Raw genomic sequence first — 14,994 nt, forward strand, 5'->3', positions numbered from 1 at the left:
CTATGCAAAATGCGCCCCTGATTCCCGGCGAGCGGCCCTGTCTTCGAGCCAGGCCAGAATGTCCGGCCAGAGTTTGTCCTTCATGCCGCGCCGGAAAAAGCCCATGTGCCCGATCACCGGGACCCCTCCGTCGTCGGGCACATAAATTCGCCGCTCCACCCGCGCATGCGTCAGGTGGCCGAAGAACCAGTCCATCTGCGCCGAGGTGGCCCACAGGTCGTCGCTGATTCCGACGGCGAAGACGTCAGCCGTGACCCCGGCGGCACGCTTCGCGGCAAACATGCTGGGATCATCGAAGAAATAGCCCGGCTTCCGGGACCAGCCGCCCCATTCCAGCACTGCGGTGCCGGGCATGTCCTCGCCCAGTCCCAGCCGCCGGGCCGGAGCGAACCCCAGCACCCGGGCGCACACCGGCCCGACGACGCGCAGGAGCAGCGCCACCCGGATCCGCTCCCTGCGGACCTCGACGGCGCGGGTCCTTCCCCCATGGGAAGCCACCGCCACAAAACCCGCGAGGTTGTCGGTTCCATTCCCCAGGACCATGGCCTGCCCGCCCAGGGAATGCCCGACGGCGAGCAGCGGCACGCCCGGGAAGCGGCCGGCCAGCCACTCAGTCGCGGCGGGCACATCCTGTTCCAGCCAGTCCCGCATCCGCAGGTGCCGGTGACGCTTCGGGCTGCCGGAGGCGCCAATCCCGCGGTAGTCGTACGTCAGGACGGCGAATCCGTTCTCGGACAGGTACTCGGCAAAGCCGGTGTACACCCGCTGCGCCACCGCCGTCGCCGAATGGATCACCACGGCGGCGGTCGGTGATCCATTGGAAGGGGTTCGCAGGATTCCCGAAACCGCGCCTCCGGCCGGCACGGGAATTCTAAAATGCTCAGCGGTCACCGGCGCCACGATCCCCTTGTTCCAGCCCGCGGACAAATACCGTGGCGCCTTCCCCGGAAAAATCTTCCGGACTCGCCGGGCGTCCCGAGACGGCCATGAGAAGTGCCAGCAAGGTGCCTTGCACCTGCGGTCCGGAGCCATGGCCAAAGCGTGAATCGGAGGCCTGCAGAGAGAAGCCCTCCGCGCGTTCCTTGCCGCCGCCCAGGAAGATGCCGGTCTTGAGCTGATACCGCAGGGCTGCCTCCACCGACTCGCCCGGATAGGAATGGAAAATCCCCAGGGGACGCCGGATGTCCTCACCGTGCACGATGGCTTCCACGAGCCGGGTTGCCGGAGCGGCAGGCGGCGTTTTGGTTGTGTTGCGGACCCGGCGGAATTCAGCCAGCGTCTCCTCCGGCGCCGCGGCCCGTGCCCTGGTGATCCCGTCCTTGTTGGCCCGGTCGAAATCGAACCTTGCCGCGATCATTTGGCGGAGGAAGCGAAGACGGGTGGTCTTCGCGGTGTCCACGAGGTGGGCGAGCACGTCGTGAATATCCCAGCCGGAGCACAGCGACGGCTGGGTCCACTGATCCGGGGTGAGCGATTCAAGGTCACTGATGAGGGCCTGGCGTTCGCTGTGAACAACGGGCCACACGGCGGCCGAAGGGCGGGAAGGCATGCGCCATATAACCACGCGGCAGGGCGGATATCCACTACGGTCCAGCGGCGGCTTCCCGCAGGTGGTGGAGGACATCTCAGCGTTCCTCGCCGGAGCGCCCATCCGGACGCTGTAGCCGGGCGCCGGCGTCGGACTGGCGTTCGGGCCGGCTTTGGGCCGCGCTTGGGCAGACATTCGCAGGGCCTTCTAGCTGGGGCCGGCGTCTCATATTGTGTGTGCCATGCCGCATATGCGCCGTCCGTCCCTTTCCGCCGCCCGCATTTCGAACGAAACGCACCGGGTCACCACCTTTGAGCTCTTCTTTGACCTGGTGTTTGTGTTCGCCTTCACCCAAGTCACCGAATTCATGGTGCACGAGCATTCCTGGCTCGGCGTGCTGCAGGGAATGGTGATTCTGGTTCTGCTCTGGTGGTCCTGGGCTCCGTTTTCCTGGCTTGCGAACCAGGCGCATGCCGATGAGGGGCTGATGCGTTTCGGGCTGTGCGCCGTCATGGTGGCGGTCTTCATGGCCGCACTGGCTATTCCGGAAGCGTTTCACGACCTCGACGGCGGCCTCCACGGACCGCTGGTGCTGGCCGTGACCTATACAGCTGTCCGGGTCCTCCATCTGGTCCTCTACATGTATGCGGCCGGCAATGACGGGCCGCTGCGCCGGCAGATCGGCAAGCTGACCATCGCGGCTGTTCTGGGAGCGGCGCTGGTCATCACCGGAGCGCTGCTGGGTGGAACTGCGCAGACCTGGTTCTGGCTGGCCGGCATGGTGCTGGACACCGTCATCACGTTCTTCATTTCGCGGCACGGCAACTGGCGGATCCACTCGGCGGCGCATTGGACCGAGCGGTACGGACTCGTGGTGATTCTGGCCCTGGGCGAGTCCATCGTGGCCATCGGCGTCGGTGCATCCCAGGAACCCGTCAGTGTTCCGGTGCTGGCCGGTGCCGCGGCGGGAATCTGCCTGTCGATCGGTCTCTGGTGGTTGTACTTCGACGTCACGGCGATCGCCGCCGAACACCGCTTTGCCGCACTGCGCGGGTCCGCGAGGTCTTCCGCCGCCGTGGAGGCCTACACGTACCTGCACCTGCCGCTGGTCGCCGGAATCATCCTGGCCGCACTGGGTGTGGAAGACGCCCTGGCGCATGTGGAGGACAGCAAGGCCCTGGGGAGTCTCGGGTTTTTTGCCCTGTTTGCCGGACCAGCCCTGTACGTGCTGAGCGTCGCGGCCTTCTGGCGCCGGATGGGGGCGGGCTGGAAGAAATGGCGCCTGGGAACCGCGGCTCTGCTGCTCCTCCTGCTGGCCGTCCGTCCTCCGCTGACGTCCCTGGCGGCGCTTCTTCTGGTCACGGCCATCATCGGCGCGTTGGTGGTGGTGGAAAGTGCGCGGTACGCCGTGGCCAGAGCCGGCATCCGGGATGCCGCGTCCGGGGCCTGAAGCGACGCGATGGTTACAGCGATGCCCAACCGGTGTAGAAGGGAACCGTGAGCAGCAGCGAGGACCGGACCGTTACGATGTCCCTTCCCTTCACTGGGACGTGGAAGGTGGAAAACAGTCCGCGGCGCCGGGTGCCCAGCCACGGCACCCATCTGCTGGCCACCACGTACGCGATCGACTTTGTGGGAGTGGACGACGCCGGCCGGACAGCTCCGGGCGTCAGCTGGCGGACGGCTTTCGGCACGGAACCGCCGGAGCTGTTCTTCGGTTTCGGGCGGCCCATCCTCGCTCCGGTGAGCGGCGAGGTGGTCACGGTTCATGACGGCGAAGTGGACCACGAGGCACGCCGGTCGCAGCTGGCTCTGGTCCCCTACCTGCTGGGCCAGCCGGCCCGCCTGCGTCAGGGAGCCGGCGCCATCGCGGGCAACTACATCCTCATCCAGGTGCCCGGCGGCGCCGTGGTTGGCGTGATGCACCTGCAGGCCGGTTCCCTCCGGGTGCGCACCGGACAGCAGGTCCGCGAGGGCGAGCACATCGCCGCCTGCGGCAACTCCGGCAACTCCACCCAGCCCCACGTGCACGTGCAGGCCATGGACGGCATCGATCCCTGGACCGCGCGGGGGCTGCCGCTGAGTTTCCGGTCCTTCGGCGAGAAGCCGGCCCGCGGCCGGACCTTCACCGGCCGCCGAAATACCGTGCCGGATGAAGCCTCAGTGGTCCGGGGCGGTTCACTAACTCCGCCGCTTCGATGATTCCGGCACTTCAGTAGCTGGCCCGCGTTTCGCTGCCGTCGGGAGCGGAAATGTACTTGGCAGCCAACGCTTCGCTCCCCCGGGCCAGAAGCGCGACGTCGGCACCCACCAGGATGAAGTCCACGCCGGCCTCGATGTAGCGCCGGGCCGTGGCCTCGGCAAATGCGTTGACCCCCACCGGTTTGCCGGCTGCCTTCACCACCCGGATGCAGTGCTCGACGGCGGCCACGACGTCGGGATGCTCCTGCTGGCCAAGGTGGCCCATGGACGCGGCAAGGTCCGCCGGGCCGATGAAGAGCCCGTCCACGCCGTCGACCGCAGCAATCCCCGCCACGTTCTCGACGGCGGCGGCGGTCTCGATCTGCACCAGCAGCGTCACCGACTCGGCGGCGTTCTCGAGGTAGCCCTCGATCCGGTTCCAGCGCGATGCCCGGGCCAGGGCGCTGCCCACCCCGCGGATGCCGTGCGGCGGATACCGCACGGCGCGGACCAGCCCGGCGGCCTGTTCCGGGGTGTCGACCATGGGAATGAGCAGGTTCTGCACGCCCAGGTCCAGGTACTGCTTCAGCAGCACGGCGTCGCCAATGGGCGGCCGGACCACGGCGCTGACCGGATAACCGTGCACGGCCTGCAGCTGGGCCAGCAGGGATTCCAAGCCGTTGGGGCTGTGTTCGGCGTCGATCAGCAGCCAGTCCAGGCCGGAACCGGCACAGATTTCGGCGACCAGCGGGCTGCCGGAGGATACCCACATGCCGGTCTGGCGTCCGCCGTCGGCCATTCTTGCGGCGAACGTTTCCTCTACTCGAAGCGGCATGTGATTGTTCCCATCGGTCCGTAGTCTGCGAGCACCGAATCCCCTTTATAAACCCACATGGGGCGGGTAAAGGATCCGGCCAGGATGATTTCTCCGGCTTCCAGCGAGGTGCCGTGCGCGGAAAGTTTGTTCGCGAGCCAGTAGACGCCGGCGGCGGGATGATTCAGGACGCCGGCTGCCACACCGGTTTCCTCGATGGTCTGGTTGCGGTACAGCAGGGCCGATACCCAGCGCAGGTCCAGGTCCCTGGGCGCGGTGGGGTTTCCGCCGAGCACCATGGCGCCCATCGCCGCGTTGTCAGCGATGGTGTCCACGATGGTCCGGCCCTCCATCTCGATCCGGGAGTCCAGGATTTCCAGGGCGGGCACCACGTAGTCCGTGGCATCGAGCACGTCGAAGATGGTGCAGCCCGGGCCGGAGAGGGGTTTGCCCAGCACAAACGCCAGTTCCACCTCGACCCGCGGATGCGTGTACCGCTCCCAGTCCAGGCTGCAGCCGTTCTCCAGCACCATGTCATCGAGGATGACGCCGTAATCGGGTTCGGTGATGCCGGTGGCAGCCTGCATCGCCTTGGAGGTCAGGCCGATCTTATGACCGGCGAGGGAACGGCCGGACGCCATCAACCGAGACCGCCACAGGTTCTGCACCGCGTAGGAATCCTCAATGGTCATGTCCGGGTAGCGGGCGGTCAGCAACGGCACCGGGGTGCGGGTCTGCTTCGCCGCCAGCAGCTCATCGGCCACCGCCGCGAGGGTTTCTTTGTCCAGCATCTGATTCCTTTTCCGTTCATAGGGTGCGACTTCTGTTCATAGGGTGCGACGACGACGCGTTGGCTGGCACCGTCGTCGGGCACGGTTTAGAGCTGGGTGCCGATTTTGAAGCCTTTGGCGGCCTCACCCTCGTAGGTGCCGGCGTCGTCGGCCGGGCGGGTGTAGGAGAAGCCGTCCGCGCCGATGGTGACTGCCAATTCCGAGCTTTCGGTGCGGGCCGTCAGCGGCTGCGGGTTGCCGTCGAGGTCCAGGACCAGGGAGGCCTCGGTGTACCAGGACGGGACCACGGGGTTGCCCCACCAGTCGCGGCGCTGGTTGTCATGCACGTCCCAGGTGATGGTGGGGTTGTCCGGGTCGCCGGTGTAATAGTCCTGCGTGTAGATCTCGATGCGGTGGTCGTCCGGATCCAGGATGTAGAGGTAGAAGGCGTTGGAGACGCCGTGCCGGCCGGGGCCGCGTTCAATCCGGTCGGAGATGCGCAGGGCGCCCATCTTGTCGCAGATCTGGATGATGTTGTGCTTTTCGTGCGTGGCGAAGGCCATGTGGTGCATGCGGGGGCCGTCGCCGCCGGTCAGGGCGGTGTCGTGGACGGTGTGCTTGCGGTGCATCCAGGCGGCGTAGGTGACGCCGTCGGAATCCTTGATGTCCTCGGAGACCCGGAAGCCCAGGTCCTCCAGGTAGGCGCGGCCGCGGGGCACGTCCGGGGTGACCTGGTTGAAGTGGTCCAGGCGCACCAGCTCGCCGGCGGAGTACAGGTCGTAGCGCTGGGTCAGGCGTTCCACGTGCTCGGTTTCGAAGAAGAACTCGCAGGGGAAGCCCAGCGGGTCCTCCACACGCACGGCATCGCCGATGCCCTTGACGAAACCATCCCGACGACGTTCGGTGCGGCAGCCCAGTTCCTGATAATACGCCTCGGCAATGTCCACGTCCTCGGGGGTGCGGACGCGGTAGGCCAGGGCGGCGACGGCGGCCACCGGTCCCTGGCGCAGCACCAGGTTGTGGTGGATGAACTCCTCCAGGGAGCGCAGGTAGATGGCGTTCTCATCCTCTTCGGTGACGTGCAGGCCCAGGACGTCCACGTAGAACTTCCGGGACCGTTCCAGGTCCGTGACCACCAGTTCGGCGTAGGCGCAGCGGACGATGTCCGGCGGGTTGATGCCCGGCGTCGGGACGGGATGGGGGTTGATGGCTGACTCGCTCATGGTTTGCTCCTTTGCAAAAGGCGGGAAAGTGTCGGTGAGGGCTTAGCCGTCAACCGTGGCGGCGTCGTCGGTTCCGAACTTGGGGGTGTGGACCTTGCCCAGGGTGATGTGGACGGCCTGCTGGTCGGTGTAGAAGTCGATGGAGCGGTAGCCGCCCTCGTGGCCCAGGCCGGAGGACTTCACGCCGCCGAACGGGGTGCGCAGGTCGCGGACGTTGTGGCTGTTCAGCCACACCATGCCGGCCTCGGTGTTCTGCGCGAAGTTGTGCGCGCGGGTCAGGTCGGACGTCCAGATGTAGGCGGCCAGCCCGTACTTGGTGTTGTTGGCCAGGTCCAGGGCGTCGGCTTCGGTCTCGAAGGGGGTGATGGCAACGACGGGGCCGAAGATTTCCTCCTGGAAGATCCGCGCGTCGGGGGCGACATCGGCGAAGACGGTGGGGGCAATGTAGTTGCCCTCCTCCAGGCCGTCGGGGCGGCCGCCGCCGGCGAGCAGGCGGCCTTCGGTCTTACCGATCTCCACGTAGGAGGCGACCTTCTTGAAGTGTTCGGGGTGCACCAGGGCGCCCACCTGGGTTTTCGGGTCGTGGGGATCGCCGACGACGATGGTCTTGGCGCGGGCGGCGAAACGCTCGCAGAAGGTGTCATAGATGCCGCGCTCCACCAGGATGCGGGAGCCGGCGGTGCAGCGTTCGCCGTTGAGGGAGAAGACGCCGAACAGGGCTGAATCGATGGCGGCGTCCAGGTCCGCATCGGCGAAGATGACGCAGGGGCTCTTGCCGCCGAGCTCCATGGACAGGCCCTTCAGGTTTTCCGCGGCGTTGCGGAAGATGGTCTGCCCGGTGGTGGTTTCGCCGGTGAAGGAGATCAGCGGGACCTGCGGGTGCTTCACCAGGGCGTCGCCGGCTTCCTCGCCCAGGCCGTTGACCAGGTTGAAGACACCGGCCGGAACGCCGGCTTCGGTGAAGATGTCCGCCCAGAGGGAGGCGGAGAGCGGGGTGAACTCGGCGGGCTTGAGCACCACGGTGTTGCCGGTGGCCAGGGCCGGGGCGAGCTTCCAGGACTCGAGCATGAACGGGGTGTTCCACGGGGTGATGAGCCCGGCGACGCCGATGGGCTTGCGGTTCACATAGTTGATCTGGGAGCCGGGGACCTTCATGGCGTCGTCGAACTGGGCGACGATCAGGTCCGCGAAGAAACGGAAGTTCTCCGCGGCGCGGAGGGCCTGACCCTTGGCCTGGGTGATGGGCAGGCCGGTGTCGAAGGTTTCCATTTCAGCCAGGCGTTCTTCCTGGGCCTCGACGGCGTCGGCGATCCGGTTGAGGATGCGGGCGCGTTCGCGCGGCTTCATCTTCGGCCACGGGCCGTTCACGAAGGCTTCGCGGGCGGCGGCGACAGCGGCGTCGATGTCTTCCTTCTGCCCGGCTGCTGCGGTGGCGTAGGTCTGGTTGGTGACCGGATCCAGCACGTCGAAGGTGGCGCCGCTGGCGGAGTCCACGAACTTGCCGTTGATGAAGTGCTGGATGTGCGTGGGCAGGTTCTCCGGGACGAAGTGCGTGCTCATGGGATGTTCCTCTTTCGAGTCGTTAGATCGGGAGGCTCTTTAAATTGGGGAGGGTCTGGATCGGGGAGCTCTTAAATCGGTGACGGCGGCTGGTGGTTCTGGGCCAGGAAAGCGTTCAGCGTGTTGGTGCGGTGCTCGCGGGCGGCATGTTCGACGTCGGGCACCGGGGCGCCGTCGCTGATCAGATCCAGCAGGGCGTCGTGTTCCTGCACCGAAGCGTGCGCGCGGTCCGGTACGTACCGAAAGACGGAGCTGCGCATCCGGCCCAGCCGGTTCCACCCGCGGTGGACCAGGTCCAGGATGTGCGGATTGGGGCAGCGGGCGTAGAGCAGGGCGTGGAACTCGGTGTTCAACTGCGTGAAGCGGACCGGGTCGAAGTTGTTCAGCATTTCCCGCATCTGGTTGTTCAGTTCCCGGGCCTGGGCCAGTTCCTCGGCGCTGATGTCCGGGGCGGCCAGAGCGGTGGCGGCGCCTTCGATAATGCTGAGGGTCTGCATGGTGTGCAGATACAGGTCCGGGTCGATGCCGGCAACCGTGGCACCGACGTTGCGGACAAAGTGCACCAGCCCTTCGGCTTCAAGGCGGCGGATGGCTTCCCGGACCGGGACGACGCTGAAGCCCAGCTCGGTGGCGATGCTGCTGAGGACCAGCCGGTAGCCGGGGCTCATTTCGCCGCCGAGGATGCGGTCCTTGAGCTGGGTGTAGGCCTGCTCCGATTTGGAACCGGTGGCGGTGCTGCTCATGCCTGTTCCGCTGCCCAGGCCTCGTACTTTTCCTTCCAGGCGGCGTTCATCGGATACAACCCGTCGACGCCGTGCCCGGCCTTGACCATTTCGGCGATGAACTCCTCCTGGTGCTCCTGCTTGATGCACGCGTCCGCCAGTTCCTCGGCGATGGCCGGCGGGATGACCAGGATGCCGTCGTCGTCGGCCACGATGATGTCGCCGGGCTGCACGGTGGCGCCGCCGCAGGCGATGGTGATGTCGGTGTCCCAGGGGACGTGCTTGCGGCCGAGGACGGCGGGGTGCGGGTTGGCGCAGTAGACGGGCAGGTCGATGCCGGCGACGGTGGAGTAGTCGCGCACGCCGCCGTCGGTGATGATGCCTGCGGCGCCGTTGTGCTTGGCGCGGAGGGCGAGGATGTCACCCAGGGTGCCGGTGCCCTTTTCGCCGCGGGCTTCCATGACCAGGATTTCGCCCTCGCCCACGGAGTCGATGGCGCGTTTCTGGGCGTTGTAACCACCGCCGTGAGACTTAAAGAGGTCTTCGCGGTTAGGGACAAAGCGCAGGGTTCGGGCGGTGCCGACCACCTTGCGGCCGGTGCGGGTGCCGGTGAGGCCGTCGATGGAGACGTTGTTCAGGCCGCGGGCGCGCATCTGCGAGGAGAGGGTGGCGGTGGCGACGGATTCGAGCTTGGCCTTCAGCTCGGGGGTGAGGGTCTTGGCCTGTTCCTGCGGCTCTTCCTGCTGCGGGGCGAGGCCGGCCTTTTCCGCGGAGCCCCAGGCTTCTTCGCGCTGCTTGTCGTCAATCTTGGGCTGTGCGCCGAAGGATGCCAGCGGGGTGGTCCCGTCAGTGACAGTGGTGGCAAGGCGGCCGGTGGTCTGCTCGGTGTCGGGGACGTCCACTTCGACTTCGAGGCGGTCCCCCGGAACGGCCACTGAGGCGCCCGCGGGGGTGCCGGTGAGGATTATGTCGCCCGGTTCCAGGGTGAGCAGCTGGGAGAGGTCGGCCACGAGCTGGGCGAAGGGGAAGAGCAGGTCCGCGGTGGTGTCGTCCTGCGCGAGGTTGCCATTGACCCAGGTGCGGACACGCAGTCCGGCGGGGTCGACGTCGGCCGCGTTGAGGATGGCCGGGCCCACGGGCGTGAAGCCGTCGCCGCCCTTGGAGCGGAGGTTGGAGCCTTTGTCTGCCCAGCGCAGGTCGTAGACGCCCAGGTCATTGCTGGCGGTCACTCCCCCGACGTAGCTCCAGGCGTCTTCGATGCTGACGCGGCGGGCGGTTTTGCCGATGACGAGGGCTATTTCGCCTTCGAAGCCGAGCAGTTCGCAGCCAGCCGGGCGTTCCACGCTGCCGCCGGTGAGGGCCAGGGAGGAGCTGGGTTTGAGGAAGTAGGAGGGCTGTTCCGGGATGCGTCCGCGTTCTGCTGCCCGTGATGGGTAGTTGATGTGGACGGCGATGACCTTGCCGGCCTGCTTCAGCGTGTCCGTGGTGGCGTCGTTGCCCATGTCTCTCCTGGATCAAGTACGAAATCGTATATCATCGAGGGTTGCATGTGGTGTGGGTCACGTCAAGGGGCTTACTAGCATCCTCCCGCCCACTCGCTTGAACAAAACGAAAGATGAACATGGAAGGGCTGACCCCGACGCGATGCTCGGGCCGCCAAGGTACGTCGTTCTGGTTCGTACGAACAGGAAGCCTAGAACCGTTTTTATTCGAACTTGTGACCGATACAGCGCGCCTTTGGGGGTCTCAAACCATCTAGCGTCAGTATTGGTGTGTGCCCTCAGGAAACCGTCAGTCACCAAAGGTCTCGATCTACTGGTTGATCCCAGTATTCGCCCTCTCCGTTACCGGGGGCTTTTACCTAACAACCACTTTGGCGACCGCCGACCTGGCCAACTGGGGCCAATGGCTTCGGGACTTTGCACGGAGCCCAGGGGCCGCGGCCTTCGCGGCACTAGTCGCAGCCGCAATAGCATTCACTGGAATCTCAAAGCAGGTCGCGGTATCACGAGAGACGCTTACCCACCAGAGAAATGCGACGCGTGCTGATGCGTGGTGGGCAATGTTTGAATGGACATCAGATCGCGCGATTCCCCCGAACAAGGATGCTCAACCCTTACCTCCAAGCGTGACGATCAGGACCCTGCAACGACTCTCGGAGGACGCCAGCACTGACGTTCAAAAAGCGGCTTGTGCTGGTGTTATCGATGTCCTTACTGCCAACATCAGCGACGCAGCGATGAAGCAAGGCCAGGAAGAGACAGCTACCTCACAAGGTGAACGCGAGAGCCCTGCTTTGAGCGCACTTAACTCCTACGTGAAATCCAACCGCGGAACACCTGCCGCGTCCGCAATCGCAGAAGGACTGGTCTATGGAAACAGCGTACTAAAAGAGTTGATTTCACTCTCTTGGCAAGACCCGAAAATCAAAATAATAAGAAGCGATTCTGGTGCGGTGGATGAAGGCTTCGATGCGATCGCCGACGTTGACGGACAGCAGGTGGCCGTCTTGATAAAAGCTTCCAAAAACGGTGAAAGCCGCCACCTCCAAGAGCTCAGGAACCGCCGTGTGCATCTCGGACAAACGATGGCTAATACTCCGGTGCTCCTGATCTCTCCGTCGCCACCGAACAACGAACTTTCCGCGTTAGGAATATTAGCGACACAGTGGCGCGGGCCGGAGGACACTGCCGCACTCGCGGTGGACATTCGTCGCGCGAGCAGACTCATCCGCCCACCTGAATGAGGAGGGAAGTAGACCCGCGTATTTCAGCGATGACTTCTGCTGTCCCGACGGTCCGTTAGGATGAGCCCATGAACCATGAGGGGGGACCGGGAAGCAAACGTCTTCGCCTTACGGGTGCCCGTTTCGAAGGCGGTCGCCTCCCAATCGATTCGCTTATCGAGCTCCAGAAATATCAGGAGGTCATTCGGATTGCGACGAGGTCGGAATGGCGACGCGATCATCCAGGGGAGGAGGTACCTCCTGACCTGAACGACTCAGTTAGCCTCACAATTGAGCGCATAGATGAGGGTAGTGCTGATGTGTTCATGGGCTTCGAACAGGTAGCCATATATGAGCAATACCGAGCCGAGGCGCAGGACGCGGTCGACGCCGTCGACACGATCATCGCAACTGCCTATTCCGAGGATGCGCCCTCTACGGCTCCGCTCTCGGAGTACTCGCCGCTGACTGATCCCGAACTTTATGAGGCCGTGTCGCAAATCGGTGCCACTCTCGCATCGGGCCAAAGTATCGAAGTTTACACAACCTCAGGCGACTCTACCCCAGCCACGATCACGGTAGAGAAGCGTCATCGCGCGATCGAGCGCTTAATGCCGATGGAGAACTTCTTACTCACTCAAGATCTCGCGCCCACCTCCAGCTTGCAGTCCTTCGACGAAAGTCTGGTTGGCCGTGTAACGGTGCTGGACGCAGACAGCAAAAAATTCGTACTTGTGCTCCCCGACGGTGCATCTGTTCACGGCTGGTACCGGCAGAACCCAAATCTTCTTGAGGATTTTCGTGGTTTGGTTAACTCGACTGCCGAGGGGCCTCTTACTCGCATTACGGGAACGCTCCAATACAAAGACGGTCAACCGTTCCGCTTCAAAGAAGCGAGTTCAATCGAACGAGTGGAATTTGATGACAGACCCTGGGGTGCGAGGCTGACTCAATTCGCTTCCCTTCCATCGGGCTGGGATGACGGCGACGGCGCCCAGATAACATTTGTCGCACTAGATGCGGCGCAAATGGTCCTCCGCGCTGTTGAAGATGCAGAGATAGAGCGGCCTGGTGTTTTTCCAAGTCCCGAAGGTGGCGTCCTTATCGAGTGGGCTAACGCCGAAAGGGTACGCAGTCTCGAGATTACGGCTGACGGAGGCTTCGAGATGTTCTTCCTCGAGCGCGCCCGGCGAGAAAGCGAACATTCAGAGAGCTCTGACCTAAGGCAAGCTATCGCCTTCATCGAGGCAGAGAAAGCATGACGATGGCAATCGTAGAGCTGCGGGATAACGAACTGCTCATGAGCGAAGAAGACGAACTCATGTACAGGCAGGTTACCAAGCATCTAATGGACGGCGACATGATATCGACCAGCGCGTTCGGCCCGAGCACGGCCGACCGAGACATGCCGTCCTACTCTCGGTCGAAGCTGATCACCCCCCAGGATTCCCGTGACTGGCATACCAATAACGCTAAAACCCCCTCGCTAGGAGTATGGGGCATTACTGTCGGCGAGGTCGTTGAGTCTGGGCGCTACGCCGTCGACGATTCCCAGTGCCCTCTCGATGAAGGACAAATAAGGGCTCCTGGGCACTGCTTCGTGGACTTCCGTCGACTATCGAAACAAGAAAGGAAAGAGTTGAGGGCCCGGCTACATTTCCATGCGATGGTCCGAGGTGAGTTGCCTACAACGGCTACGCCAGAGGATGGCCGACTTTTCGCGCTCTAGGCTCTCCGCAACGAAACTGACCAATCGGTCACGCCCGGGCCAGCGCGCCTCCCTGGGCCTGATCGTCACCGACGGCATATACCCCTCCTTCCCCGGCCAGGGCAACGCCCTGATGCCGGGCCTGGTCACCGGGGAACACGTCGCCGGCTGTCACCGACACCGTGCACGAAGCCGGCGGCCGGATCGTCGCCCAGCTGATGCACTCCGGGCGCGTCGCACACGAGAACATCAACGGCGGCCGCGAGGTGCAGGCCCCCAGCGCCATCGCGGTCGAGGGCATGGCGCACACCTACGACGGCAAGCAGCCCTTCCCAGAGCCGCACACCCTCACCGAAGCCGAACTCCCCGGCGTCGTGCAGCCTAGTGAGGGCTTCCAAGGCTGGCTAACGACGCCTGATTATCGGCGCGAGCGCGGGCTGGCTTCGCTGGTCCCGCGATGACTGACGTCGGCCAGCCGGTTCTCCGGGCACATCCGCGGGAGCCTGAACGGCTGCACCCGCCATCAGCTCCAGCAGCTTGGCGGGCCGGCGGCCGGATCGTCGCCCAGCTGATGCACTCCGGACGCGTGGCCCACGAGAACATCAACGGCGGACGCCAGCCGGTGGCCCCCAGCGCCATCGCCCTCGAAGGCATGGCCCACACCTACGAGGGCAAGCAGCCCTACCCGGTGCCGCACGCCCTCACCGAAGCCGAACTCCCCGGAATCGTGCAGGACTTCGTTTCCACCGCGCAGAACGCGATGAAGGCAGGGTTCGACGGCGTCGAACTGCACGGTGCCAACGGGTACCTGCTGCAGGAATTCCTCTCCCCCGTCTCCAACACCCGCACCGACAACTACGGCGGCTCCCCCGAGAACCGGGCACGCCTGGTCATCGAGGCCTTCCGCGCCGTGGCCGAAGCGATCGGCGCCGAGCACACCGGCATCCGCATCTCCCCTGAGCACAACATCCAGGGCGTGCTGGAAACCGACCGCGAAGACGTCACCGCCACCTACACCGCCCTGGTGGACGGCATCGCCGACCTGAAGCCGGCCTACCTGTCCATCCTGCACAAGGACCCGGCCGACGAGATGGTCCAGGCCCTGCGCCACCGCTTCGGCGGCCCGGTGCTGCTGAACACCGGCTTCGGCACCGTCACCACCCGCGGGGACGCGATCATGCTGCTCAAGGAGAACCTGGCCGACGCCGCCGTCGTCGGCCGCCCCGTCATCGCCAACCCGGACCTGGCCCGCCGCTGGCAGGAAGACCACCCGCTGAACGAGATCGACCAGGCCACCGTCTACACCGACGGCGCCGCCGGCTACACGGACTACCCGGTTCTGGAACCGGTTTCCCAACCACAACGACGTCGGACGGTCATCAAACCGAGACGGTGCTGGTCAAGGTCCTCCGGTGTCCAACTCGATCGGTCTGATGTTCTGCAACGGAGAAGCCCTCCGTGTTCACGGACCGAAGAGCTACAGCCACCACGCACTAGTAGATTCCCGCAGTGCTGAAGGATCCCGGAACGGACGCCGAGCGTCCGAGGATCCACCGGCTGGCGGCGCGGCCTGGCAGGACAGACGAATCGGCCGCGGTCTCTGATCCGGTTCATCGTGTCGGTAGCGATGTGCATCGTCGTCGTCCTCGCCTTCGCCCTGCTTCGCGGCCCGGCGTTCATCGGCCGTAGGGTGGGGAGCGCGATAAGACGGTTCAAGGACGGACCGCCCAATCAGAGTTGCGGGACACCGTCCCGCAGAGAAG

At 64.9% G+C, this 14,994-nt stretch carries 14 protein-coding genes; 5 read left to right on the forward strand and 9 right to left on the reverse strand.

Features of this window, described 5'->3' with window-relative positions; all coding sequences use genetic code 11:
• Window positions 1–900, reverse strand: coding sequence for an alpha/beta hydrolase family protein (locus AAE021_RS06925; RefSeq protein WP_342024880.1), 900 nt, complete (start codon window positions 898–900; stop codon window positions 1–3).
• Window positions 881–1,549 (reverse strand): maleylpyruvate isomerase family mycothiol-dependent enzyme, encoded by a 669-nt coding sequence (locus AAE021_RS06930; protein WP_342024881.1) that lies wholly within the window; start codon window positions 1,547–1,549, stop codon window positions 881–883. Before AAE021_RS06930 ends, AAE021_RS06925 begins: the two co-directional genes overlap by 20 nt.
• Before the next feature lie 220 nt (window positions 1,550–1,769).
• On the opposite strand from AAE021_RS06930, the gene AAE021_RS06935 reads away from it, so the two are divergent.
• Together AAE021_RS06935 and AAE021_RS06940 are read left to right on the forward strand one after the other, a co-directional pair.
• A complete protein-coding gene (locus AAE021_RS06935) occupies window positions 1,770–2,978 on the forward strand; it encodes a low temperature requirement protein A (RefSeq protein WP_342024882.1) in 1,209 nt (402 codons plus the stop codon).
• Window positions 2,979–3,025: 47 nt separating this feature from the next.
• Complete coding sequence (locus AAE021_RS06940) at window positions 3,026–3,730, forward strand: M23 family metallopeptidase (RefSeq protein ID WP_342024883.1); 705 nt, start codon at window positions 3,026–3,028, stop codon at window positions 3,728–3,730.
• A 10-nt stretch (window positions 3,731–3,740) separates the two neighbouring features.
• On the opposite strand, the gene AAE021_RS06945 is transcribed toward AAE021_RS06940, so the two are convergent.
• The 6 genes from AAE021_RS06945 to AAE021_RS06970 form a co-directional block, all read right to left on the reverse strand.
• A complete protein-coding gene (locus AAE021_RS06945; RefSeq protein WP_342024884.1) occupies window positions 3,741–4,544 on the reverse strand; it encodes an HpcH/HpaI aldolase/citrate lyase family protein in 804 nt (267 codons plus the stop codon).
• Entirely contained in the window at window positions 4,529–5,314 is a 786-nt protein-coding gene (gene hpaH, locus AAE021_RS06950; protein WP_342024885.1) for a 2-oxo-hept-4-ene-1,7-dioate hydratase, read from the reverse strand. The genes AAE021_RS06945 and hpaH overlap by 16 nt, the downstream gene beginning before the upstream one ends.
• Window positions 5,315–5,400: 86 nt before the next feature.
• The gene (gene hpaD, locus AAE021_RS06955; protein ID WP_342024886.1) at window positions 5,401–6,516 is read right to left on the reverse strand and encodes a 3,4-dihydroxyphenylacetate 2,3-dioxygenase; all 1,116 of its coding nucleotides are present in this window, start codon (window positions 6,514–6,516) and stop codon (window positions 5,401–5,403) included.
• 42 nt (window positions 6,517–6,558) lie between these two features.
• On the reverse strand, window positions 6,559–8,076 hold the full coding sequence (gene hpaE, locus AAE021_RS06960; protein WP_342024887.1) for a 5-carboxymethyl-2-hydroxymuconate semialdehyde dehydrogenase: 1,518 nt from the start codon (window positions 8,074–8,076) through the stop codon (window positions 6,559–6,561).
• A 71-nt stretch (window positions 8,077–8,147) separates the two neighbouring features.
• Entirely contained in the window at window positions 8,148–8,819 is a 672-nt protein-coding gene (locus tag AAE021_RS06965) for a GntR family transcriptional regulator (RefSeq protein ID WP_342024888.1), read from the reverse strand.
• A complete protein-coding gene (locus tag AAE021_RS06970) occupies window positions 8,816–10,300 on the reverse strand; it encodes a fumarylacetoacetate hydrolase family protein (protein WP_342024889.1) in 1,485 nt (494 codons plus the stop codon). The genes AAE021_RS06965 and AAE021_RS06970 overlap by 4 nt, the downstream gene beginning before the upstream one ends.
• Window positions 10,301–10,926: 626 nt before the next feature.
• On the opposite strand from AAE021_RS06970, the gene AAE021_RS06975 reads away from it, so the two are divergent.
• Complete coding sequence (locus AAE021_RS06975) at window positions 10,927–11,544, forward strand: hypothetical protein (protein ID WP_342024890.1); 618 nt, start codon at window positions 10,927–10,929, stop codon at window positions 11,542–11,544.
• A gap of 68 nt (window positions 11,545–11,612) precedes the next feature.
• On the forward strand, window positions 11,613–12,785 hold the full coding sequence (locus AAE021_RS06980) for a hypothetical protein (RefSeq protein ID WP_342024891.1): 1,173 nt from the start codon (window positions 11,613–11,615) through the stop codon (window positions 12,783–12,785).
• A 592-nt stretch (window positions 12,786–13,377) separates the two neighbouring features.
• On the opposite strand, the gene AAE021_RS06985 is transcribed toward AAE021_RS06980, so the two are convergent.
• A complete protein-coding gene (locus AAE021_RS06985; RefSeq protein ID WP_342024892.1) occupies window positions 13,378–13,629 on the reverse strand; it encodes a hypothetical protein in 252 nt (83 codons plus the stop codon).
• 59 nt (window positions 13,630–13,688) lie between these two features.
• On the opposite strand from AAE021_RS06985, the gene AAE021_RS06990 reads away from it, so the two are divergent.
• A complete protein-coding gene (locus AAE021_RS06990) occupies window positions 13,689–14,747 on the forward strand; it encodes an alkene reductase (RefSeq protein ID WP_342024893.1) in 1,059 nt (352 codons plus the stop codon).
• Window positions 14,748–14,994 lie beyond the last annotated feature (247 nt).

It is taken from the genome of Arthrobacter citreus, assembly GCF_038405225.1.
In the GTDB taxonomy this organism is placed as follows: domain Bacteria; phylum Actinomycetota; class Actinomycetes; order Actinomycetales; family Micrococcaceae; genus Arthrobacter_B; species Arthrobacter_B citreus_A.

What these genes read in the sequence shown, in the direction of transcription:
- AAE021_RS06980 (WP_342024891.1), top strand. Translation starts at nt 11,613, where the DNA reads ATGAACCATGAGGGGGGACCGGGAAGCAAACGTCTTCGCCTTACGGGT.
- AAE021_RS06945 (WP_342024884.1), bottom strand. Translation starts at nt 4,544, where the DNA reads ATGCCGCTTCGAGTAGAGGAAACGTTCGCCGCAAGAATGGCCGACGGC.
- AAE021_RS06935 (WP_342024882.1), top strand. Translation starts at nt 1,770, where the DNA reads ATGCCGCATATGCGCCGTCCGTCCCTTTCCGCCGCCCGCATTTCGAAC.
- hpaH (WP_342024885.1), bottom strand. Translation starts at nt 5,314, where the DNA reads ATGCTGGACAAAGAAACCCTCGCGGCGGTGGCCGATGAGCTGCTGGCG.
- AAE021_RS06965 (WP_342024888.1), bottom strand. Translation starts at nt 8,819, where the DNA reads ATGAGCAGCACCGCCACCGGTTCCAAATCGGAGCAGGCCTACACCCAG.
- AAE021_RS06970 (WP_342024889.1), bottom strand. Translation starts at nt 10,300, where the DNA reads ATGGGCAACGACGCCACCACGGACACGCTGAAGCAGGCCGGCAAGGTC.
- AAE021_RS06930 (WP_342024881.1), bottom strand. Translation starts at nt 1,549, where the DNA reads ATGCCTTCCCGCCCTTCGGCCGCCGTGTGGCCCGTTGTTCACAGCGAA.
- hpaD (WP_342024886.1), bottom strand. Translation starts at nt 6,516, where the DNA reads ATGAGCGAGTCAGCCATCAACCCCCATCCCGTCCCGACGCCGGGCATC.
- hpaE (WP_342024887.1), bottom strand. Translation starts at nt 8,076, where the DNA reads ATGAGCACGCACTTCGTCCCGGAGAACCTGCCCACGCACATCCAGCAC.
- AAE021_RS06990 (WP_342024893.1), top strand. Translation starts at nt 13,689, where the DNA reads ATGACTGACGTCGGCCAGCCGGTTCTCCGGGCACATCCGCGGGAGCCT.